Below are 21,064 nucleotides of genomic sequence, written 5' to 3' on the forward strand. Positions count from 1 at the left end.
GTGCGGCAGGCCGAGCGAGCGGAGGGCGGTCACGCGGTTCGCGCCGTCGAGCACCACCGCCCGCCCGTCGGGCAGCGGCGCGGCGATCGGGGGGTTGCGCAGAACGCCGTCGCGCCGCAGCGCGTCCTCGAGCCGGCGCACGCGGGCGGTGTCGGCCTGCTCGTGGAGCAGCAGGTGATCGATGCGCCACACGCGGAGATCGGGCACGGCCCCGGCGGCCGGCGGGCGGTCCGGCGCATGCCGCGGGTCGGGCGATCGCCGGAGCGAGACCTCCACTGCGCTATCCCCCGGCCATTGCCGGGACGATCGAGATCTCGTCGCCCTCGCCGAGGGGCGTCGCGGCCCCCTGCAGCGACCGGATCTCGGTCCCGTTGACGAACACGTTAATGAAGCTGCGCACCGCACCGCTCGGATCCCGCAGTTGCTCGCGGAGCCCCGGGAACTCGCGCTCCAGACCGGCGAGCGCCTCTTCGACCGTGCCCCCGCCGGCGCGGACGCGCGCCCGGCCGTTGGTCAGCCGCCGCAGCGGCGTCGGCAGATACACGAGCGCCATCGCACGTTCACCTCCCTGAGACGACCCTCAAAAAACAGCACAGCCGCGGTGGACGCCGCGGCCGACAACCTCACGAACACGGGAACCCGGACGCCCGCCTACCTCCGGCGGTACACCTCCGCCGCCGGGCGGATCCCGCTCGTACAGATGCAGGGACTCATCCGCGCTCCAGCCTCCGTCGTGCCTCTTTCCCCTTCATTCCGGCGAACGGCGCGGGGGCGCGCCGTATTCCGGATCAGCGTCGAGTCTAGCACGCCCCCGTTGGGGCCGCAAGCGAAGGCCGCTATGGGGCGAGCGGATCGTAGGGCTGGCCGTCCCGCCGCATCTCGAAATGCAGGTGCGGGCCGGTGCTCCAGCCGGTGCTGCCGACGCGGGCGATCACCTGCCCGCGGCGCACGGTCTCGCCGATCCTGACGAGATACGATGACAGATGCGCGTATATCGAGGACAGACCGTTGCCGAGGTCGAGGACGACGACGTTGCCGTACCCGGTCATCCAGCCGACGTAAAGCACGGTTCCGTCCGCCGCGGCCTCCACGGGCGCGCCCCACGGCGCGCCGATGTCGATCCCGGTGTGGAGCTGCCGGGTGTGGAAAATCGGGTGGATGCGCCACCCAAAGCCGGACGTGATCGGACCGGACGCGGGCCACCGCAGCGTGCCGCCGGCGAGGCTCCACCGGCCGCCGAAGTGCGATCCGCGCTGGCGCTGCCGGATGATTTCCGTGATGCGAAACGACTCGGCCTCCAGTTCACGAATGGCCGCTTCCTGCGTCTCGCGCTGTACGCGAATCTGTGCCAGGATCCGGCGGCGCTGCACCGCAAGCGCCGCGGTTTCCTGGCGGCTCACGACCCACTGCTTCCGCTGCACCGCCAAATCGGCTTCGCGCTGCTTGAGCGTGGTCCGGACCTCGTCCCGGCGGTCGCGCTCTTCGGTCACCTGCTGATAGAGGCGCAGATCCCGCGAGACGATGAGGCCGAGCAGATACGACCGGGCGACGAAATCGCGAAAGTCCGCGGCGCCGAGCAGCACGTCGAGGTACCCGAGGGGGCCGTCCTTGTAGAAGGCGCGCAGCCGCTCCTCCATCAACTGCTCGTGGATGGCCAGCCGGCGCGATACGGCGCCCAGTGCCTCGTTGGCGTCCGCCACCGCCCGTTTGGTTCCGCTGAGGGCGGCGGTCGTCTTGTGGAGCTGCGCTTCGGCGACGTGCAGCCGCTCCTCCGTGTGCGACAACTCGCCGAGCACCTGGTGCTCTTGGCGCGTGGTCAGCGCCAGGCGGCGCCGTTCGTCGGCGAGCTGCTGCTGAACGCCCTGCAGTTGGGCGTCGGGAGACGCGGCCCGGGAGGGCGCCGCGGTCCGCGCCGGCAGAGGCCGGCTTACGGTGGGCAGCGGAGGCCGTACGGGAAGGCGGCGCCGCGGGGCGGTGGATGACGTCCGGGCGGGAGAATGGCGGGACGGCACTGCGGAGGCCCACGACGAGGCGCCCCCCGCGGTGAACATGCACACAAGCAACCAACAACCCGTAATAACCCGGACACGGATCCGCATCCGCTGGCCTCGGCCGGTGCTATGATGATGAACTGCTGCGAATCGGTATCGAGGGGCGAATGCGGCCCCGCTGGGTGCGGCTTTACTATTCGTTGCAGCCGATCAAAGTCCTCCCGCCGCCCCCCGAATACCGACCTACATGATGCCCCACGCGGCCCGGAGCGAGACGTCCCCGGCCGGGAGGGGAAAACACACGGCCGGGAAAGGAAATGCCGCAGGTCCGTCGAAGGACGGGCGCGCATCGGCACGACCCTGCGGTGACTTAGCGTCTACCGGACAAGGGAGGTCGGAGCATGGCGAGCAGGACATCCCGGCGCAAGAAGCGGGCCAGGTCCCGGAAGGTCCAGGGGGCCTCCCGGTCGCGCCGGAAGCGCACGACCGCGGCCAAGCGCCGGCCGGCGGGCCGCTCCACCCGGAGCCGGAAGGCCTCCGCCCGCAAGGGTACGGCGAGAACGAAGCGCCGGACGGCCTCCGCCCGAAAGAGTGCGACGGGCGCAACACGGCGGCGCTCGGGCGCCAAGGGCGGCGCCGCACCGAAGCCCGCGCGGAAGGCCCCGGCCCGCCGCGGCGGGGCGGGACCCGCGTCCGTCCCGACGGCGGAACAAACGACGCTGGGCACCCTCAGCCCCGGACTCCCGCCGATCACGCCGGCGCCCGTCAGCCCAACGCCGGCCACGCCGATGTGGGGTACTGAGGATCACGAGAGCGACGAGGAGAGCGACGAAGACGAGGAACCGATGTAGCGGCGGCCCGACAACACCCGCACCGTTTCGCCACACGATGGAAGGCACGGGATGCCGCCGTCCTGCCTTCCATTCATATGCGGCGCGCGATCCGGCCGGCACGAGATGTGGCGGCACCCGGCGGACGCGGGCGCGTTACGCTATGATCGAGCCGTGAAGGCCGACCGGACTAGATGGGAGGCGCGCTATCGCGGCGGCGATTGTCCGCACGACGGGCCTCCGTCGACCCTGCTCCACCGTTGGTTGCCCTCACTCACCCGCCGGCGTCGTGCGGCCCGGGGTGGCTCGTTGGCGCCGGTCGACACCCGCGCACCTCACGCGCGCGGGGCGCCACGGGCGCTGGACGTCGCGACCGGACTTGGCCGCAACGCGCTGGCCCTCGCTCATGCCGGCTACCGCGTCGACGCCGTTGACATCTCGCCGACGGCGCTGCACGAGGCCGCGCGGCGGGCAAGGCGCGCCGGGCTGCCCGGCATCCGCTGGATCGTCGCGGACCTCGATCGCTGGCGTCCCCAGCGCGGACTGTACGATGTGGTCGTGAACGCGTTCTTTCTGAAACGGCGGATGTTTCCGGCGCTGCGCGCGGCCGTCCGTCCCGGGGGCCTGCTGATCTTCGAGACGCACCTGGACGCGGGCGAACACGACGCCGGCCCCGCCGATCGCAGCCGCCGGCTTCGCCCCGGAGAACTCCGGCGGATCCTGGGCGACTGGGAGATCCTCTACGCAAGCGACGGACTCTATCGCGACCGGGGTCGCCGGATGGCGCTCGGACGCATCGTCGCCCGCCGTCCGCGGAGACTCGCGCGAACCGCCGGCGCGGCGCGCTCGGTGCGCCCGCCTCGGCGCTCGACCGGACTACCCAGGCTCGCCCACCGCAAATAGCGGATCGTTCGGATTGGTGGCCGGCGTCGTGACGGTGAAGAGGACGATGCCGGACGCCGGGGCGCGCACCTCTTCCAACCGCCGGCCGAAGTAGTCGCGGATCTCCCCAATGCGCCCGCCTGCTTCCACCTGGGCGCCCGGCGAAACCTCCGCGTAGAACAGACCCGCGTGTTGCGACGTCACCCAGTGCAGCCGCGCGAGGAGCGTGGTCGGCGGCACCGGCTCCGGCGCCCCGTTGACGATGCCGAGGTGTCGCAGGACATTGCGCAATCCGCGCAGGTGGAGGTGGAGCGACGCGTCGTCGAGCAGTCCCTGCCCGCCGGCCTCGGTGAGAATGGCCGGGATGTGGCGCTGCGCCGCCGCGGCATACGTGCCGCCGCCCACCCGCCCGCGCACGACGTACTGGATACCGTACACCCCGGCCAGCCCGCGCGTCCGGGCGTCCAGATCCGCGTTGCCGGTCTCGACCATGATTGTGAACGGCACCAGCGCTTCGTTGATGTCGCCGCCGTGGAGATCAACGTAGGCGTCGCTCGGCGCGATGACTTCCGTGAACAACGTGTGCGCAAGCCGCTCGCTCGCCGTGCCGTCGGCGTTGCCGGGAAAGAGCCGGTTGGGGTTCTTGCCGTCCAGCGGACAGATGTAGATGCTCCGGGCCACGAACGCCGGGACGTCGACGATGTGCACGATGACGGCGGTGCCGCGCACGTCGCGGGCCTCCAACGCCGCCGCGGTCCGGATCGCCGCCTCGATGCCGGGATATTCGCCGCCGTGCACGCCGGCCGTGATCGCCACACGCGGTCCCGGCGCGCTCCCGTTGACTACCGTCACCGGCATCTGAATCGGGGTTCCCGGGACCGGGAGGAATCCCGTGACCTTCGTCCCCGGCGAGGCGCGCAGCGATCCCACCACCACCACATCCTGTCCCATTGGCGCTCCTCTCAGGCCCCCGGCCGCAGGGCGGCGGGGCCAGCGCCGGGCCCGATGACCCTGTTCAGAATCGTCCGAATCTCCGCGAGACCCCGCGGTTCCAGGCGAAGACCGAGCGCGGCCGCCAGCGTACCGGCGACGACGGGTTCCGCGTCGTCCAGCGCGACCCGGCGCCCGAGCAGGCGCGCCATGGACGTCACGGGCCGGCCGAGCCCGCACGGATTGATGAGGTCGAACGCCGCCAGGTCGGGGGCGACGTTCAGCGCAAAGCCGTGCATCGTGACCTTGCGCCGGACGGCCACGCCGATCGCCGCCGCTTTGGCGCCGCCGACCCACACGCCGGGGAACCCCCGCAGGCGCTCGGCGCTGATCTGCCAGTGCGCCAGCGCGTCGATTAGGGCCGCTTCGAGCGCCCGGACGTAGCGCACCACGTCCTCGTCAAGGGCCCGCAGATCGACGATCGGGTACCCGACGAGCTGGCCGGGGCCGTGATACGTGACGTCGCCGCCCCGCTCAATCTGAAAGAGGTCGATGCCCCGAGCGGCGAGCGCGTCCGCGCCGGCCAGCACGTTGGAGGCGCGCGCGCTCCGGCCCAGGGTGATCACGGGCGGGTGCTCGAGCAGCAGCACCGTATCCGGAACTACGCCGGCCTGGCGGGCGGTGAGGAGCGCCTTCTGGAGCGTCCACGCCTCGCCGTAGGGGATGCGTCCGCACGAGACCGACCACGCCGTTCGCACGGGAACAGGATTCGACGACGCGCGGACGCGCTCCCGCGGGGGTTTACCGGGCGGAGGCGGCCCAGCCCGCGAGCACGGCCACGCCGCCGGCCAGGATTGCGATCTCGGCCGCGGCGTAGACGTTGTGCAGGGAGCGAATCGCGGCGTACCGGGGGTCGCCCGCGGCGCGATTGACGAAGTCCAGGCCGGCGGCGAGTCTCGTGATTTCGGGGGTCAGGTAGAGCGTCTGCACGAGCACGAGCGCCAGCATGATCGCCGCGACGGCGACCGTCCACCGCGCCGAACGCGCCGCGATCGCCGCGGCGAGCGCGATCACGCCGAGCGCCGCCTCCACGCGATTGAAGCGGGCAAAGGCCGCCTGTCCCAGCGCCACCGCTTGATTCCGGTCGAGCGCCGGGGTCGAAAAGCGCAGCGGGGCCTCAATGAAATCGAGCGCCGCCATGCCGCCGATCCACAGGGCAACGGCAAGCGTACGAACGACCGCGGCGAGTCCCGTCACGCCCTCGGGTGGTGGGCTTGCGCCGTCCGCTCCAGGACCGCCGGCACACCGGCGGGTGCGCGCCTGCCGGCCGGCGGGCGGACCGGGCGCACGTAGGCCCACCCGGCGGCGGCCAGGTACGCCACGTAGGCGATCACCTGGCTCAGCGAGGGCGTGCTCGTGTACCCGAACAGGGCCTCGAGCAGACCGCCCATCGTCGACGACTGGTTGACGAACCGGTTGGAGTCCCAGAGACGATCGACCAGCGCCGGCAGGATCCCGGCCTCGTGAAGTTCTCCCACGCCGCGGATCAAGAGACCCGCGCCCACCAGCAGCAGCAAACCGCTCGTCACGTTGAAGAAGACGCGCAGGTCGAGCCGGTAGGTCCCGCGATAGAGCAGCCAGCCCAGCAGCGCGGCGCCGCCCAATCCCAGAACGGCGCCGAGACCGGCGGCCGCCGCGGACGACGCCCGCACCGTGGCGAACAGAAAGAGGGCCGTCTCCACGCCTTCGCGGCCGACGGAGACCAGCGCGAGCACGACGAGCGCCGTGCGGGAGCCCGCCTGCAGCGCCCTGCTCATCCGGGCCTGCAGGGAGGAGCGAATGGTCACGGCTTCCCGCCGCATCCAGAAGATCATGTACGTCAGCACGGCGACCGCGGTCAGGAACGCGATGCCTTCGAACAGTTGCTCGCCGGGGCCGCTCATCTCTCCGGCCGTGGCGAAAATGATGCCGCCGGCGGCGAGGCTGAGGAGCACGGCACCGGCCACGCCGGCCCAGACGGCGGCGAAGTCGCGACGGTGGCCGGTCCGGGCGAGGTACGCGAGGAGGATGCCCACGATCAGGGACATTTCGAGCCCTTCCCTGAGCGTGATCAGGAACGAACCGATCATTCCTCGCGCCTTCCGCGCGCCGCCGAATTGTTCATCGTAGCAGTCAACAATCTCTTCCGCGGCCTAGGCTACCGAAGCCCGATGAATCTGTCAATACGAGTCGCCTCGCCTAGGTTTCTGCCCGTCCACGCCGGAAAGCGCCGGCGGGCGACGTCCGGTTCCCGCACCCTACGGTGAGATGTGGACCGCCGGTCGCCCGGCCGACCGTGGCCCGGCTTCGAAGTACGGCCGCGGGCGCATGCCCGCGGCGGCGGCGACCAGCACCGGCGGGAACTGTTGGACCAGCGTGTTGTAGGTGCGCACGCGATCGTTGTAGCGGCGCCGCTCGACGGCGATGCGGTTCTCCGTGCCCGCGAGTTCGTCCATGAGCGCGGCGACCGTGGCCCGGGCGCGCAGGGCGGGCGACGCTTCGACGATCCCGATCAGGCGGCCCATCGGGGCTTCGAGCGCCGACGCCGCGCGGACCCGGTCCGGGGATCCGGGCGGCGCGGCGAGATAGGCGGCGCGCGCCGCGACGATCGCCGACAACACCTGCCGCTCTTGGGCGAGAGCGCCGGCGGCCGCCGACACGAGCGCGGGAACCAGATCGACGCGCCGCTGGTACTGCGCTTCGACCTGCGCCCACTGCGCGTCGACGGCGCTTCGGGCCTGCACCAGTTGGTTGTACGTCACGATCCACCACCCGACCACGCCGAGGGCGGTGGCGAGGGCCACCAGGCCCGCGACGGCCCAGGTGCCGGAGCGCGGCGGCGGCGCGCTCATGGGAAGGGGCGGCGTACGAGGTGTCCGAGCGCTTCGATGCCGTGCGCGAGGCCCGCCCCGAACCGGCCCTCTCGGAACTGCGGAGCGATCACGAACTCGATGATGCTCCGGGCGTCCGCGGGACCGATCACGCCCGCGAGTCCACGGCCGAGCTCGATGTGAATGGCCCGATTGTCGAGTGCCACGAGCACCAGCACGCCGTTGTCGTGCCCGCGCTTGCCGATCCCGACGTGGTCAAAGTACGCCCGGGCGAATCCCGCGACGTCGTCCGCCCGCGGGACCACGAGCGCGGCGATCTCGACGCCGGTATCGCGTTCGACGGCCTCGGCCAGATGCCGGAGGCGCGCTTTGTCCCGCGCGCTGAGCAGACGACGTACGCTCACGAGGACCGCCTTACCATCCGCCGGACGCTCCGCCGCCGCCCGAGGCCCCGCCGCCGAACCCGCCGAAACCACCCCCACCGCCGCCGAAGCCCCCGCTTCCCCACCCGCCGCCGAAGAAGTACGGGACCGGCATCACGGCGGATCGCCGAACCAGCCGCTTGTCCCGGTACCCGCAGCGCGGACACGTCCAGGCCTCAACCGCGCCGACGCCCGAAGCCGTGCTCTGCGAGGTGAGTTGGAGCGCGGCGCCGCATCGCGGGCAGCGTCGCCGGCCGCCGAGCCGGCCCGCGATGAGAGACAAGGCCACAAACGCGAGGAACAGCAGGCCCGCCAGCCCGCCGCTTCCGGTGCCTCGAGAGGATGGCCGCGCGGTGCCGGCCGCACCCGGGCCTCCGCCCGGAACGGCCCCGGGTCCTCCGATCAGCCCCATCAGGGCGTCGGCGGCCGCGTTCAGCCCGTCGGCGTACCGCCCGGCGCGAAACGCCGGTGCCAGGGTGTCGCGGATGATGCGTCCGGCGTCGGCGTCGGTGACCTTCCCCTCCAGGCCGTAGCCGACCTCGATCCGAACCTCGCGCTCCTTCGGCGCGACGAGCAGCAAGATGCCGTTGTCCCGGCCGCGCCGGCCGACTTTCCACGCTTCCTCGAGGCGGGCGGCAAAGTCATCAATCGGGACACCGCCGAGATCGGCAAACACGGCGATCGCGATCTGGTTCGTCGTGGCCCGATCGTAGGCCGCAAGCCGCGCGTCGAGCGAAGCCCGGGCGGCCGGATCCAACAGGTGCGCAAAGTCGGACACGTAGCCCTGCGGCGCGGGGAATGCCGGCGGCGCGGCACCGCCGGGCGACGGCACAAGCACCGCGCCGGCGAGGCACGCGGCGGCAACCCATCCCCGCAGCGCTGTCAGGGCGTCGGCACCCCGAGATTCACGCGGGGCGCCTGGCCGGCGCCGGGCTGGGCCTGGAAATACGGCCGGGGTTGAAACCCAAAGCTCGACGCCACCAGCGTCGTGGGAAACGTCTGGAGCGTCGTGTCATACGCCTGAACCGACGCGTTGTACTGGCGGCGCGCATACGCGACCTGGTTCTCTGTGGACGCCAGCTGACTCATCAGGGACTGCACGGTCTCGTTGCTGCGCAGCACCGGGTAATTCTCGACGATCACGAGCAGGCGCGCGATCGCGCTCTGGTACTGGTTGGCTGCCTCGATGCGCGCCGGGGTCCCCGGTTGCGTCCCCGCGTAGTGTGTGCGGGCATTGGCCAGCGCCGCGAACACGGTGCGCTCCTGATTCAACACGGCCCGCGTGGATTCCACCAGGTTGGGAATCAGATCGAAGCGGCGCTGGAGTTGCGTCTCGACGTCGGCCTGCGCGGCATCCACCTGCTGGCGGAGCTGCACCAGCCGGTTGTAGGTGCCGGCGACGGACGAGACCGCCATGACACCGATCAGGACTACGACGAGTACTGCGATCAGCACCGCACGCATCGCACCCTCCCCCCTCCATCCCGCACGACCGCCGGGACGGCACGGGCCACCCCCAGTATACGAACGGGGTCAAGCGGCGGCGCAAAAAAAACGCGCGGGCCCCGGCTCGGCCCGCGCGTCAGCGGGTGGATTTACGCCGCGGGAGCGGCGGGCAGAACAAACCCGTTCGACGGCGTGAGCTTTGGCTTCGTGCCGCCGCGTGACGACCCGATCCCAAACCTCGTGTTGAGGATCTCGATGGCGCGATCGAGCTGGCTGTCGCGGCCCGCGTTCATCGCCTGCGAGGTCAGCGACTCCGTCGTATCCGGCAGGACACCCTGCCCTTCGAGCCGGACGCCCTTGCCGGTCAGCACGCGCGCCACGGTCACGCTCATCCCGGCGCCCTCCGGCAGGTCGATCGTAATCCCGACCTCCACCGCACCGGCCGTTTTGGTCCCCTCGACGATTCCCCGCCCCTGCTCCTGAATCGCCGCCGAGAGCAACTCCGCCGCCGATGCCGTACTCTCGTCGACGAGCACGATGATCGGCAGGCCGGCCGGCACGACCGGCTGGACCGGCGTCTGCATGACGAAGTTGCGGCCGCTCCGCGTGCGCATCTGCAGTACCGGCGATCCCGCCGGCAGAATCGCCGCCGACACGTCGCGGAGTTCGCTCACCAGACCGCCCGGGTTGCCGCGGAGATCCAGCACCATCCCGCGCATGCCGTCACCGCGCAGCCCCAGCATCGCCTTCCGCACGCTGGTGCCGACCCCCGGGACGAATTCGTACAGCCGGACGTAGCCGATGTCGCCGGGCAGCATCCGATCGGTCACCGTCGGCACGTGAATCTGTCCCCGCACGATGGCGACGTCGACCGGATCCGCAGCACCCGGGCGGAGCAGCGTAAGCGTCACCCGGCTCCCGGCCGTGCCGCGGATCATCTGCGACACGTGGTCGTCGTTCAGGTCGGCCGTGGCGTGGCCGTCGACGGCGAGGACGCGATCGAATACCCGGACCCCGGCCTGCTCGGCGGGGCCGCCCGGATAGATTTCGCTGATGTAGTATTGGTCGTCGCGGTGCAAGAGCACGATCCCCACGCCGCTGAACGCCGCCTGGCCGGTCTCCCGGCGCTTGATCTCCTGATAGAGTGCGGGCGGCACGAAACCGGTGTGAGAATCGTGGAGGCTGTCGAGCATCCCGGCGGTCGCCGCGTAGGCGAGATCGGTCTCCGTGACTTTGTCCGCGACCTGGCTGGCGATCTCGGCGAACCGCTGCGTGAACAGTGAGATCGCCCGATCATCCGACGCGGTCGGGCTGATGGGGCCGCCGAAGGGCTGGGCGTCGGCCCGCTTTTCGGCGGCGGCGAGGGCGGCGTTGAGCAGCGGAGCCGCGGCCAGCGTGTCCACATAGTTCTTCTGCAGCGTGCGAAGCGCGTCGATGACGAAGGGCGCCGATGCCGCGTTGGCGCGCGGCATGGCGGGTGCGGCGAGGACGGCGACCAGCACGGCGACCAGAACCAGGGACGTGAGGCGGAAACGAGCAGCCATCGAGGCTCCCCCCGGGAGTTTGTGGGTGTTTCGCGCTGCCACCAAAGTGTTCGCTATAGTATCACGGGCATCCCCCGCAGTGTATCGTGTCAGGAACCGATATCTCCTCGGCGAATTCGCACCCGCTCCCCCGGTCCGGCCCCCAGGCGCGCGATCGCGCTACCCTGGTTCACCCCGATTTCGACCAGGCCGTCCCCGCCGACCAGGACGATGGCCCCGCCGGCCGGCACGTCCCCGAACGTACGTCCGACGGTGGCCGGCAGCGCCCGGCCGCCGGCCTCGACGACGACCTGGACATCCTGTCCCAACTCGGCGAGCGCGGACCCCGGGATCGTGGTCACAAGATTGCCGAACGGGTCGACCCAGAGCACGGTCCCCAGGAGCCCGGAGCCGTCTGGGCCCCCATCCTCGAGTGTCAGCTCGACGTGCTCCGGGGCCGGCGTCCCCACCCGCTCGAACACCGTGCCGGCCGCGAGGTGGGCGGCGACGGCGGCGAAGACGTCGCGGCCGTGGAACGTCGGCGATACCGGGTGCCGCCAGTACGCCTCGTTTGTCAACCGGTAGACGGCGGGGAAGCCCAACCGCTTCGCGGCGGGCACAAGGAGCCCGTTGTCCGGCCCGACGAACGTCTGCCCGCCGGCGGCGACGGCGAGCGCGGCGCGCGCCGTCCCGACTCCGGGATCGACCACGGCGCAGTGCACCGTCCCGGCCGGGCACGCCGGCGCCACGGACCATAACAGGTAGGCCCCGGTGCGCACGTTATGGCGCGGCACCGCGTGTGAGATGTCGATGAACCGTGCGTCGCAGATCCCCGCAGCCACGGCCTTCATCGCCGCGGGATACGGGGAGTCGAGACCAAAGTCAGAGAGGAACGTCAGCAGCCGCATCACCGGCCCCGCAGAACGCGACGGCGGTCTCCGCCAGTACCTGCGCGCAGGCGGCGGTGGACGGCACGTCGACGTACTCCACCTCCGCGTGCAGCCCTTCCCCGGATGGTCCAAAGAGCACGGTCGAGATTCCGTGCTGGGTCAGAATCGCGGCGTCGCACCAATACGCCACCCCGATGGGCGCCGGATCCCGGCCGAGGACCCGGCCGGCCGCGCCGCGGAGGGCCCGCACGATCGGCGCATCCGGATCCACGTCGAGGCCCGGCCGGCTGCCCGTAATCTCCACCGTCGCGCGGAAGGCCGGATCGGCGGTCCGGAGCCCCGCCAGCGCCTCCTCGAGCTCGCGACGGACGCCGTCCGGGGTTTCCGCGGGAAGCATTCGGCGCTCGATGTCGAGCGTGCAGGACGGCGGATAGGTACTGAGACCCTCTCCGCCCTCGATGAGCGAGGCGTGGACGGACGGGCGGCCGAGCAACGGGTGGGCGGCGCGGGGCAGGACCTCGCGGTCGAGCCGTTCGATCGCCGCGAGCACCCGTCCCATGTGTGCGATCGCGTCCACCCCCACCGCCACGTCGCTGCCGTGCGCGGCGTGGCCCTCCGTACGGATTCGCGCCCAGGCAAACCCCTTATGCGCCACGCCGACGCGCAACCCGGTCGGCTCGGTGATGATCGCCGCGTCGGCGCGGTGCCGGCGCACGAGCGCCTCGGTTCCGGCGCTCAAATGCTCTTCGTCGACCACGAACGTCAAGATGAGGTCCCCGAGGGGGACGACGCGCGCCTCGCGAATGGCGCCCGCGGCGGCCACCATCGCGGCCAGCCCGGCCTTCATGTCGAGGGCGCCCCGGCCGTAGAGCCGGTCCCCGCGGTGCGCGGGGACGAACGGCTCCGCCATGCCGGCCGGACCGACCGTATCGGTGTGGCCGTTCAGCATGAGCGAGCGTCCGCGGCGCGGAGCCCGGCCGCGCAGCACCGCGACGAGATTGGGACGGCCGGGCGCCGCCTCCTCCAACGCGACCTCGAGATCGAGGGTGCGGCACACCTCGGCGAGAGCCTCGGCGAGCTTCGCTTCGCCGGCCCCGCCCGGCACGAGTTGCGGATTGACGGACGGAATGGCCACCAGCCGCTCGACCAGTCCGATCACGGCCTCGGGCCGAACACGGGGGGCCGCGGACGGGCTCATGGGTTACCGCTGACAGCCCGGACAGGAGAACGTGGGCCGGCCGCCGAGGCGTCCATCGCGCACCGTACCTCCGCACCCGGGGCACGGTTGGCCCGCGCGGCCGTAGACCGAGAGCGGCGCGCGGCCCGGACGGCCGAGCGCGTCGTGGAAACCCGGTTCGCCCCCCGCGGCGATCGCGGCCCGCAGCACCCTGCGGGTCGTATCGTACAGCCCCCGCATCTCGGGACGTGTGAGCGCGGCCACAGGGCGGTCGGGGCGGATGCCGGCGTGGAACAGAATTTCGTGGGCCCAGAGGTTGCCGATCCCCGCGATCCGGGTCTGGTTGCACAGCGCCGTCCGAGTGACCCCGCGCGTGCCCAGCGCGGCGCGGAAGACCTCGAAGGTGGACCCGCGCGCGAGCGGATCGATGCCGGGCTCGGCCGCCTCCTCTGCGCGCTCGGGCGTGAGCACGGAAAACGTGCTCAACTGGAGCTCGCGGAACTCGAGCGCGGCGCCGCCGCCGAAGCGCAGCAACACGGAGGTCCCGCCGTCCGGGACCGCGCCTGCAACATGGAATCGCACCACGCCCCAGAGCATGTAGTGAAAGACGAGTACTGCCGGATCGACCTGGAACCACAGCGCCTTCCCTCGCCTGGTGATCCCGGCGATCGTCCGCCCGCGGAGCGCGCGGTCAAGCCCCCGGGGGGAATGCGTCCGCAGCACCGCCGGCCGGCGCACGTCCGCCCGATCGATCGTCTTACCCGCCACGGTCCGGACGAGGCTGCGCCGCGCGGCCTCAACCGCCGGCAGTTCAGGCACCCCGCACCTCCGCCGCGGCCAGGTCCAACGCCCGCGGGATCTCGGCGGGAGGCACCGCCCCCTGCGCCGCGTCCGTGGTCCCGCCGCCCCGCCCGCCCACCGCCCGCGCGGCGTGCGCGAGGACGGCCGCCATGTCGACGGCGATGCCCGGCGAGCGCGCGAAGTACAGGCGGCCGGTCTCGACGATGCCGGCGAGCACGACGCACGGCTCGCGCGCGGTCAGCTCCCGCAGCAGGAGCCGGACGTCGTCGGCGTCGCGCCGCGGGAACTCGAGCCGGAGCACCTTGCGCGCGTCCGTCGCGGGGACCTCGCCCAGGCGTTCCGCGGCCTCGTACGCCAGCAGCCGGCGCGTCGACGCGGCCAGCGCCCGCTGGGCGTCCTCCGCCCGGGCCGCCAGCCGTAAGAGCGCCTCCGGCAGCTCTCGATCGCCCACGGTGAGCCGGCCGCTCCACTCCGACACGAGCGCGTGCTTCCAGCGATAATCCCGGAGCGCGCGCCACCCGGTCAGGAACTCGACCCGCAGGCGGCCCTTCGCGCGCTCCCACCGCCGCAGCAGAACCGGCCCGAGCTCGCCGGTCGCGCGGACGTGCGTGCCGCCGCAGGCCGACCGGTCGAGCCCGTCGATCTCGACGACGCGCAGCATTCCCGCGCGCTTCGGCGGCCGCCGGAGCCCGAGGGCCTCCGCCTCGCCGGCCTCGACGAAGCGCACCGTCACCGGACGATTCTCATAGACCGCCTCGGCGACGGCGTTCTCCACGACGAGGGCGTCCTCCGCCGATAACCCGGTTCGGTCGAAATCGATCGTGGACGCCTCGCCGAGATGGACCGAGGCCGTCTCCGCGCCGAGCACGCGGAGGAACGCCGCCGACACGAGATGTTGCGCCGTGTGCTGTTGCATGTGGTCGAACCGCCGGCCCCAGTCGAGCGCGGCCTCGACCTCGGTGCCCGTCCCCGGCGGCGCTGCGCCGGGCGCCAGCACGTGGAGGATGTAGTCGTCCGCGTCGACGACGTCGACCACCGGGACCCCCGCGAGCGTTCCGGTATCGTGCGGCTGGCCGCCGGAGGTCGGGTAAAAGGCGGTCCGATCGAGGACCACGCCGGCGCGGTCGGCGCCGGCGCGGTCGGCGCCGGCCGGGATGACGGCGACGACACCCGCCAGAAACGCGCGCCGGTACGCGTCCGCGTAGTACAGGCGCTCGGTGGGAGGCGTCCCCGGCGGTACTGCGGATTCGCGGCCTGTGTTAGAATACACGCGTGCTCGTCCTTCTTGTCATGAGGCTGATCGCGGACGTCGTGCAGGTACTGACGCTATTGATCATCGTGCGTGCGGTGCTGACGTGGATTCCCTCTGTCGACTACGGCCATCCGGTGATCCGGGCGATCGTCGGGATCACCGACCCCATCCTGCTGCCGATCCGCCGCCTCATCCCGCCGCTCGGCGGGATTGACATCACGCCGATCGTCGCCCTGCTCCTGATCCAGTTTGTCGGCAAGATGCTGATCGCCGTGATCAGCATGGTCGCGTTCGGCGCCTGACGGCTCCGCGATAACCCGCGCGTCCGCTACGACGCCGACACCTTCGCGGTGCGCCGCCGCCGGCGCGCCGCCCGCCGGCGGCGCGGCCGATGGTTCATGAGGTTTTCCGGCAGGTTCTCTTCCCAGGTGATCATGCTGTGGAAGAAGACCTTGTCGCCTTCCTCCAGTCCGCGCGTGACCTCCGTGATGTGCATGTTGGTCGCGCCGAACGCCTTGAGCGCGTGCTGGACGGCGGCTTCGGGTTTCGCCCGGTCGCCGCAGGTGAAGATGTCGAGGGCCACGTAGCCGACCTCCGGCCACGTGTGCACGGACAGGTGCGATTCCGAGATCACCACCACGCCGCTCACGCCCATGGGCCGAAACCGGTGAAAGGAGATCGCCCAGATCTGCACGTCGGCGACTTCGGCGGCCCGGACCAGGATCTGTTCCACCTGTTCGACGCGGCTGATGACATCCGGGTTGCAGCCCGACCCTTCGACGATGTAGTGGTGCCCGAGCGTGTCCACCGGCCGCCCCCCGTCACATGAACCGTCTGATGACCGCGATCAGGCCTGTGCTGATCAGCGTGACCAGAACCGCGCTGACGAGCACTCCCACGGCGAGCGCGGCGATCGCGTGGCGCCGCGGCAGCCCGAACGTCCAGGCCAAGACGGCGCCGGAGTAGACCCCCGGTCCCGGCAGCGGCAGGCTCACGTAGATCCCGACGCCGACGACGCCCCACCGTTCCACGTATTTCCGTCCGTGCCGCCGCACTTCCTCGATCAGGCGGCGCGCCAGCGGGGAATGCGACAGGAACCGCACGTAGAACAGATCCAGGCCGATGAACACCGGCACGATCACCGCCCAGCTCGCCAGGACGGCGGCGAGGAATGCCACGGCCGGCGGCAGCCCGTCCTTGGCGATCCCGTACGGAATCGCCAGCCGCAGCTCCACCCACGGCACGATCGAGAGCAGCATGACGTGGATGAACCTAGTGAGCATGGTCCTGCGCCCGCAGGGCGGCGACCCGCGCCTTTCGCGCGCGCGACCGCATCGCCCCGCCGAGCCACACCCGCCGCGCCCGCTCGTCCGGCGGGACGAGAGGCGGCATCGGCGCGGGCCGGCCGGCGGCGTCGAGATGCACCATCGTGAGATAGGCCGTGCACGTGTGGTGGCGGACGCCGCCGACCCGCTCGCTGTCCACCCGCACGCCGATCTCCGCCGACGTCCGCGACACGAACGGCACGGCGGCCGCGATGTCGACGATCTCGCCGACCCGCAGCGGATGGTAGAAGTACACGGTGTCGAGCGATGCGGTCACGACCTGGCCCCGCGTGTACCGGGCCGCCGTGATCGCCGCCACCTCGTCGAGCATCGCCAGCAACTTGCCGGCGAACATGAGCGTCCCGCTGAAGGCGTCTTCGGGCATCACCACGCGGGCCAGCCGGGTCGCCTGCGCGCCGGCCGGGACCTCGGGAACGTCGGCGCCGTGCGCGCGGACGCGCGCCAGGCGGGCGGCCTTGCGTGCCGCGGCGGCCTCGTGCAGGGCCGACTCCGAGGCGGACGCCGGCGTGACGGACGCCCCGACCGGCCGCGGCCGTTCGTGGTCGTCGAGCGCGATGAACGCCAGGTGCGACGACGTCGTCCGCCGCGGCACGCGCCGGCCGGGCGATTCGGACTGCACCTCCACGCCGACCTCCATCGAGGAGCGGCCGACGCACTCGACCTGGGCGTCGATCGTGACGATCTCGCCGAGATGCACCGGCGTCAGAAAATCCAAGTCGTCCATCGCCCCCTGGACGACCGGACCGTGCGCAAACCGCGACGCGGCCAGCGTGCCGGCCGTCGCGATCCACGACATCATCCGCCCGCCGAAGAGTGTGCCGTATTGATTGGTGTGCTCGGGGAAGACCAGTTGCACCATTTGGAAGCGCGTGTCCGCGATGCTCGGCACAGGTTGTATGGTACCATAGGGACCGGCCTATGACCCTGCGCTACACGGTGAGCCGCCTCGCACGGCCCGACGCGCGCCGCGCCTTTGGCCGCGCGTGGCTGTGGATCTGTCTCGCCGGCGCCGCGGTGACGCTGGTCGCCGACGGCGGCCGGCACTTCTTTCTCGTCCTCGTGGCGTGGCTCGTGTGCATCTTCGCGCCCGTCCGGATCGCCGTCGAGGCGCTCCACTCCGTCGGCCCGCGCTGGAAGACGGCCCTTCAGCGCGAGTCGCTCGGCCGCGCGGACCGGTACCGGTCGGCGGAAGGTGTCGCGCTCATGGTCGAGTGGTTCGCATCGCGCGAGGTGCGCTCACCGCGCCTGGCGCCGCCCGACCTCGGGCCCAAGGTCATCGAGGCCGCATCCCGCCTCGCCGGACGGTTGCTGCGCGGCGACGATCCGGCAGGCCTGCGGAGCGGCGTCGGCCGGTGCGCCTCCCTGCTCGACCGGTGGGTCGCGCTCATCGCCGCCGGGGACGCGGCCTCCGACGGCGCCGGGCCGGGTGAATTGTGGGATCCGGGCGCGAGCATCCAGGATCAGTGGGGAACCCTTCGCGCCGTCGCGGGGCTCGCCGCGCTCACGAAAGTTCTCGTCGCGGTGTACGAAGACAGCGCCGGCCGTCCGCTCGAAGAAGGCGCGGCGATCCGCCGCGAGGCGGACGCGGCGATGGACTACGTCGATCAAGTCGGACTGCGTCTCGACGGGCCGCCCTGGGAAGAGATCGCCGCGATACCGCGGAGCACGCTCGCGCCGGACGCGGCCGCCCGGATGGCCGGGACGTGGCTCGAATTTTGCGCCGGGCCGCTCCCGGCCCCGCGCCGGCTCGGGGCATTTCTCGACGCCGTGACCGCCTAGGATGCCCCGCGGTCCCCTCACCCGGCGCACCCTGCTGGGGTCCGCGTTCGGCGCGGCCGCCGCCGTCCTCGGAGGTGATGCCACCGCCGCGGGCGGGCCGCCGCGGTGGTGGAGCAGCCTCGTCTGGGCCGTGTTCGAGAATCACGCGTTCAGTCGGGTCGCCGCGCTGCCGTCGCACCGGCGGCTGGCCGCGGAAGGCGCCGTCCTGACGCGCTATTACGCCGTCACCCACCCCTCCGGGCCGAACTACCGCGCCATGGCGTCGGGCGAGATCTGGGGACACGCTGAGATCATCGACGCCTTCCATCCGTCGGTGGCCAGCGCCGGCGCCGCGGCCCGGCCGCCGGTCCCCGCGTATCTGTACCATCTGGTGGGAGAGATTCCGCAGAAGCACGATCCGCTCGTCGACCTGCGTGCCCCGGTGGCACGCGCGCGTCGCGGCCTCGCGGCGCTGCGCGCGGATCTCGACGGCGGTCCGAACGGCCTGCCGGAACGGTGCCTCGTCTACGTCGGGTGGGACAATGACAACAGCATGCACAACGGCCACCCGGAGCGGGCCGACGCCAATTTGACCGCGCTGCTCGACGTGCTGGCCGCTTCGCCGTGGTTCACGACGCCGGACGGCCGGGGGCGCTATCCGGCCTTCTTTTTCTGCTACGACGAGGACGACGAGAGCGAGGGCAACCGCGTCTTTGCGGCGCTGTGGGGGCGGGGCGTCCGCCGCGGGCTCGGGTCGGCCGTCCGGCACACGCACTACGGGTTCTGCCGGACCGTGAGCGAGAACTGGGCGCTCCCGGTCCTCGGACAGGCGGCGCGCGAGGCGCCGATCGCGGAGGTCTGGTCGTAAGGCAGGAGTTGCCGGCCGTCCGGCGTAGTAGCCCCGGCAAGGTTCGCCGGGCCACTGACGCCGGATCCGTTGCAGCATTCGACGCCGCATCGTCGGGGGAACGTGATCGCACACGCGAGGCGCGGCCGACCCGGGCCCTCCCTTCTGCTCATCGTATTCTGCGCGGCCGCGCTGGGACTCGGACACGGCGCACCGGCCCGGGCCGCGCCCGCTGCGCTGCTGCGGGTGATCGCCGACGGCGAGGAGATCGCGCTCGCCGGCGACACGATCGTGCAGGACGACGTGGTGATGGCGCCGATCCCGGGGCTCTTCGCGCCGCTCGGGATCCGCGCCGCGTGGGATCCCCGCGCGCGTGTCCTCGTGTTGCAGAGTCCGGCCGGCGACACGATGGAGCTGCGCGCGGACGATCCGTACGCCACGGTCGACGGCGAGCGGCGGCCCATTCCTGTGCCTCTCGTGGCGGTCCTCGACCGTGTCCTCATCCCGGTGCAGTGGGTCTTCGACGCCCTGGGCGATGTCACGTACTACGACACGATCCACCGCACGCTCTTCATCAACGCGCAGATCACGGCGGTCTCCTGGCGCGCGGCGAACGACGGCCTCGAGGTGGCCCTGCAGGCGACGGCGCCGCTGCACCCCCGCCTCGGCGCGCTGCACGCGCCGGAGCGGCTCGTGGTCGACGTCCCCGGCGCCGTCGCCCGAACGCCGCAGCCGGTCACGGACGTGCACGAAGGGCCGCTGGCGACGATCCGGATGGGCCAGTCGGCGACCGGCGCGCGCATCGTCTTCGACCTGAGCGGGCCGGCACGATACCGCGTGTTGTCGGCGCCGGCCGACCGCCGCCTCGTGATCGCCCTGGGCGCGGGTGCGCCCGCGCCGCCGGGGAACCTCGCCGCGTCCGGGCGCAAGGTGCTCGACATCGCGTACGAGTCGCTCACGGGCGGCGGCCGGGTGATCGTCACGGCGACGCAGCCGGTCCGGGCCGCGGAGCATGTGCTCCGCGGCCCGGACCGCGTCGTTCTCGACGTCCCGGACGCGGTCTTCATCCCGATCAAGAAGGCCCTCGACGTCAACGACGGCCTCGTCGTCCAGGTGCGCGCGGCGCAGTTCCACAAAGACCCCAACATCGTCCGGATCGTGGTCGAGTTGAGCCGGCCGGTGCCGTACCTCGTGCACCCGGGCGACGATCCCACGCAGACGGTGATCGATCTCGGGGCCGCCGTTCAGCCCGGGCCGCCCGCGGCCGGCGGGCGGGGACCGTTGGTGGTGGCGATCGACGCCGGCCACGGCGGCAGCGACCCCGGAGCGCTCGGTCCGTCCGGCGCGCGCGAGAAAGACGTGGCGCTCGCGATCGCCCAGAAGCTGCGCGCGCTGCTGGCGCGGCAGCGCATCGAGGCCGTCATGGTGCGGGACGCGGACGTCTTCGTGCCGTTGGACGACCGCGCCCGCATCGCGGCGCGCGGCGGGGCGACCGTGTTCATCAGCATTCACGCCAATGCGGCCGTGGACGCAAACGCCAACGGGACGCAGGTCTTCTACCTCACGCCGCAGAGCGCGCCGCTCGCCGCCGCGATCGCGGACGAGACGGGCCGCGCGGCCGGCGTCGCCTCGCGCGGCGTCGCGGTGGCCCGCTTCGCCGTGCTCGTCGACACGCCGCGTATTCCCGCGGTGCTCGTGGAGACGGCGTTCATCACGAACCCGCGCGAGGAACAACTGCTCCGCGACCCGGCGGGGCAGCAGCTGTTTGCGCAGGGCATTCTCAACGGGCTGCAGCGGTACGTGGCCGCCCCGGCCGCCGCCCAGCCGTAGGAGGATTGCATGGCCGCACCAACCCCCCGTCGCAGACGGCCGCGCGCCCCCGGTCATCCCGCACGTGGGGCGGGGGGCGGCGGGGGGTTTCCGTTTCTCGCACTCGCGGTGCTCCTCGGCTCGGGGCTGGTCGTCGGCCTGTGGATCGGATGGCATACCCGGCCTCCGGCGCCGTCGCGGCCCGCGCCGTCCCCCGCCGCCCGCGCGCCCCACCGCGCGCCGTCCCCCGGCGCAGGCGGATCAACGGCGGCGCCGGGGCATCCGGCGCC

24 protein-coding genes and 1 pseudogene are annotated in these 21,064 nt (G+C 72.1%); 6 read left to right on the plus strand and 19 right to left on the minus strand.

Annotated features, from left to right (window positions below; genetic code table 11):
• The 3 genes from VGZ23_06530 to VGZ23_06540 form a co-directional block, all read right to left on the minus strand.
• The coding region (locus VGZ23_06530; protein HEV2357251.1) for a hypothetical protein at window positions 1–276 on the minus strand (276 nt) is incomplete at its 3' end.
• 4 nt (window positions 277–280) lie between these two features.
• Window positions 281–553, minus strand: a complete 273-nt coding sequence (locus tag VGZ23_06535) for a MoaD/ThiS family protein (protein HEV2357252.1) — start codon at window positions 551–553, stop codon at window positions 281–283.
• Window positions 554–836: 283 nt separating this feature from the next.
• Complete coding sequence (locus VGZ23_06540) at window positions 837–2,099, minus strand: peptidoglycan DD-metalloendopeptidase family protein (GenBank protein HEV2357253.1); 1,263 nt, start codon at window positions 2,097–2,099, stop codon at window positions 837–839.
• A 1,031-nt stretch (window positions 2,100–3,130) separates the two neighbouring features.
• On the opposite strand from VGZ23_06540, the gene VGZ23_06545 reads away from it, so the two are divergent.
• Window positions 3,131–3,724, plus strand: a complete 594-nt coding sequence (locus VGZ23_06545; GenBank protein ID HEV2357254.1) for a class I SAM-dependent methyltransferase — start codon at window positions 3,131–3,133, stop codon at window positions 3,722–3,724.
• On the opposite strand, the gene VGZ23_06550 is transcribed toward VGZ23_06545, so the two are convergent.
• The 13 genes and pseudogenes from VGZ23_06550 to VGZ23_06610 form a co-directional block, all read right to left on the minus strand.
• Window positions 3,698–4,654: a M14 family metallopeptidase gene (locus VGZ23_06550; GenBank protein HEV2357255.1), complete on the minus strand. Its 957-nt coding sequence runs from the start codon at window positions 4,652–4,654 to the stop codon at window positions 3,698–3,700. The genes VGZ23_06545 and VGZ23_06550 overlap by 27 nt on opposite strands.
• Window positions 4,655–4,665: 11 nt before the next feature.
• Window positions 4,666–5,406, minus strand: a pseudogene (gene lipB / locus VGZ23_06555) (lipoyl(octanoyl) transferase LipB).
• 28 nt (window positions 5,407–5,434) lie between these two features.
• Window positions 5,435–5,890, minus strand: a complete 456-nt coding sequence (locus VGZ23_06560) for a DUF4149 domain-containing protein (GenBank protein ID HEV2357256.1) — start codon at window positions 5,888–5,890, stop codon at window positions 5,435–5,437.
• Window positions 5,887–6,762 carry an iron uptake transporter permease EfeU gene (efeU, locus tag VGZ23_06565; GenBank protein ID HEV2357257.1) on the minus strand — a complete coding sequence of 292 codons (876 nt, stop codon included), beginning with the start codon at window positions 6,760–6,762 and terminating at the stop codon, window positions 5,887–5,889. Before efeU ends, VGZ23_06560 begins: the two co-directional genes overlap by 4 nt.
• A 168-nt stretch (window positions 6,763–6,930) precedes the next feature.
• Window positions 6,931–7,524: a LemA family protein gene (locus tag VGZ23_06570; protein ID HEV2357258.1), complete on the minus strand. Its 594-nt coding sequence runs from the start codon at window positions 7,522–7,524 to the stop codon at window positions 6,931–6,933.
• A complete protein-coding gene (locus VGZ23_06575; protein HEV2357259.1) occupies window positions 7,521–7,907 on the minus strand; it encodes a TPM domain-containing protein in 387 nt (128 codons plus the stop codon). Before VGZ23_06575 ends, VGZ23_06570 begins: the two co-directional genes overlap by 4 nt.
• 10 nt (window positions 7,908–7,917) lie before the next feature.
• Complete coding sequence (locus VGZ23_06580; protein ID HEV2357260.1) at window positions 7,918–8,757, minus strand: TPM domain-containing protein; 840 nt, start codon at window positions 8,755–8,757, stop codon at window positions 7,918–7,920.
• Window positions 8,758–8,807: 50 nt separating this feature from the next.
• Window positions 8,808–9,389 (minus strand): LemA family protein, encoded by a 582-nt coding sequence (locus VGZ23_06585; protein HEV2357261.1) that lies wholly within the window; start codon window positions 9,387–9,389, stop codon window positions 8,808–8,810.
• 131 nt (window positions 9,390–9,520) lie between these two features.
• A complete protein-coding gene (locus tag VGZ23_06590; protein ID HEV2357262.1) occupies window positions 9,521–10,915 on the minus strand; it encodes a S41 family peptidase in 1,395 nt (464 codons plus the stop codon).
• An 89-nt stretch (window positions 10,916–11,004) separates the two neighbouring features.
• Complete coding sequence (locus VGZ23_06595; protein HEV2357263.1) at window positions 11,005–11,802, minus strand: SAM-dependent chlorinase/fluorinase; 798 nt, start codon at window positions 11,800–11,802, stop codon at window positions 11,005–11,007.
• Complete coding sequence (locus VGZ23_06600; GenBank protein HEV2357264.1) at window positions 11,777–12,982, minus strand: M20/M25/M40 family metallo-hydrolase; 1,206 nt, start codon at window positions 12,980–12,982, stop codon at window positions 11,777–11,779. The genes VGZ23_06595 and VGZ23_06600 overlap by 26 nt, the downstream gene beginning before the upstream one ends.
• Window positions 12,983–12,985: 3 nt before the next feature.
• Entirely contained in the window at window positions 12,986–13,780 is a 795-nt protein-coding gene (locus VGZ23_06605; GenBank protein ID HEV2357265.1) for a DNA-formamidopyrimidine glycosylase family protein, read from the minus strand.
• Complete coding sequence (locus VGZ23_06610) at window positions 13,773–15,032, minus strand: alanyl-tRNA editing protein (GenBank protein ID HEV2357266.1); 1,260 nt, start codon at window positions 15,030–15,032, stop codon at window positions 13,773–13,775. The genes VGZ23_06605 and VGZ23_06610 overlap by 8 nt, the downstream gene beginning before the upstream one ends.
• A 2-nt stretch (window positions 15,033–15,034) precedes the next feature.
• Between VGZ23_06610 and VGZ23_06615 the strand changes: the two genes are divergently transcribed.
• Window positions 15,035–15,316, plus strand: a complete 282-nt coding sequence (locus VGZ23_06615) for a YggT family protein (protein HEV2357267.1) — start codon at window positions 15,035–15,037, stop codon at window positions 15,314–15,316.
• Window positions 15,317–15,342: 26 nt separating this feature from the next.
• On the opposite strand, the gene speD is transcribed toward VGZ23_06615, so the two are convergent.
• The 3 genes from speD to VGZ23_06630 are packed head-to-tail and all read right to left on the minus strand — an operon-like array spanning window position 15,343 to window position 17,219.
• Complete coding sequence (gene speD, locus VGZ23_06620; GenBank protein HEV2357268.1) at window positions 15,343–15,822, minus strand: adenosylmethionine decarboxylase; 480 nt, start codon at window positions 15,820–15,822, stop codon at window positions 15,343–15,345.
• Window positions 15,823–15,835: 13 nt separating this feature from the next.
• Window positions 15,836–16,297: a small multi-drug export protein gene (locus VGZ23_06625; GenBank protein ID HEV2357269.1), complete on the minus strand. Its 462-nt coding sequence runs from the start codon at window positions 16,295–16,297 to the stop codon at window positions 15,836–15,838.
• Entirely contained in the window at window positions 16,287–17,219 is a 933-nt protein-coding gene (locus VGZ23_06630; protein ID HEV2357270.1) for an acyl-CoA thioesterase, read from the minus strand. Before VGZ23_06630 ends, VGZ23_06625 begins: the two co-directional genes overlap by 11 nt.
• 59 nt (window positions 17,220–17,278) lie before the next feature.
• Here VGZ23_06630 and VGZ23_06635 point away from each other — a divergent pair, with 59 nt between their 5' ends.
• From VGZ23_06635 to VGZ23_06650, 4 genes are all read left to right on the plus strand, one after another.
• Window positions 17,279–18,139, plus strand: coding sequence for a hypothetical protein (locus tag VGZ23_06635; GenBank protein ID HEV2357271.1), 861 nt, complete (start codon window positions 17,279–17,281; stop codon window positions 18,137–18,139).
• Between the two features lies 1 nt (window position 18,140).
• On the plus strand, window positions 18,141–18,986 hold the full coding sequence (locus VGZ23_06640; GenBank protein ID HEV2357272.1) for a hypothetical protein: 846 nt from the start codon (window positions 18,141–18,143) through the stop codon (window positions 18,984–18,986).
• Between the two features lie 102 nt (window positions 18,987–19,088).
• Window positions 19,089–20,795, plus strand: a complete 1,707-nt coding sequence (locus tag VGZ23_06645) for an N-acetylmuramoyl-L-alanine amidase family protein (protein ID HEV2357273.1) — start codon at window positions 19,089–19,091, stop codon at window positions 20,793–20,795.
• Between the two features lie 9 nt (window positions 20,796–20,804).
• On the plus strand, window positions 20,805–21,064 hold a 260-nt coding region (locus tag VGZ23_06650; protein ID HEV2357274.1), incomplete at its 3' end, for a hypothetical protein.

The sequence above is a fragment of the bacterium genome, from assembly GCA_035945995.1.
GTDB lineage: Bacteria > Sysuimicrobiota > Sysuimicrobiia > Sysuimicrobiales > Segetimicrobiaceae > DASSJF01.

What these genes read in the sequence shown, in the direction of transcription:
- efeU (HEV2357257.1), bottom strand. Translation starts at nt 6,762, where the DNA reads ATGATCGGTTCGTTCCTGATCACGCTCAGGGAAGGGCTCGAAATGTCC.
- VGZ23_06630 (HEV2357270.1), bottom strand. Translation starts at nt 17,219, where the DNA reads ATGGTGCAACTGGTCTTCCCCGAGCACACCAATCAATACGGCACACTC.
- VGZ23_06600 (HEV2357264.1), bottom strand. Translation starts at nt 12,982, where the DNA reads ATGAGCCCGTCCGCGGCCCCCCGTGTTCGGCCCGAGGCCGTGATCGGA.
- VGZ23_06640 (HEV2357272.1), top strand. Translation starts at nt 18,141, where the DNA reads ATGCCCCGCGGTCCCCTCACCCGGCGCACCCTGCTGGGGTCCGCGTTC.
- VGZ23_06540 (HEV2357253.1), bottom strand. Translation starts at nt 2,099, where the DNA reads ATGCGGATCCGTGTCCGGGTTATTACGGGTTGTTGGTTGCTTGTGTGC.
- VGZ23_06535 (HEV2357252.1), bottom strand. Translation starts at nt 553, where the DNA reads ATGGCGCTCGTGTATCTGCCGACGCCGCTGCGGCGGCTGACCAACGGC.
- VGZ23_06625 (HEV2357269.1), bottom strand. Translation starts at nt 16,297, where the DNA reads ATGCTCACTAGGTTCATCCACGTCATGCTGCTCTCGATCGTGCCGTGG.
- VGZ23_06585 (HEV2357261.1), bottom strand. Translation starts at nt 9,389, where the DNA reads ATGCGTGCGGTGCTGATCGCAGTACTCGTCGTAGTCCTGATCGGTGTC.
- VGZ23_06550 (HEV2357255.1), bottom strand. Translation starts at nt 4,654, where the DNA reads ATGGGACAGGATGTGGTGGTGGTGGGATCGCTGCGCGCCTCGCCGGGG.
- VGZ23_06635 (HEV2357271.1), top strand. Translation starts at nt 17,279, where the DNA reads ATGACCCTGCGCTACACGGTGAGCCGCCTCGCACGGCCCGACGCGCGC.
- VGZ23_06570 (HEV2357258.1), bottom strand. Translation starts at nt 7,524, where the DNA reads ATGAGCGCGCCGCCGCCGCGCTCCGGCACCTGGGCCGTCGCGGGCCTG.
- VGZ23_06595 (HEV2357263.1), bottom strand. Translation starts at nt 11,802, where the DNA reads ATGCGGCTGCTGACGTTCCTCTCTGACTTTGGTCTCGACTCCCCGTAT.
- VGZ23_06590 (HEV2357262.1), bottom strand. Translation starts at nt 10,915, where the DNA reads ATGGCTGCTCGTTTCCGCCTCACGTCCCTGGTTCTGGTCGCCGTGCTG.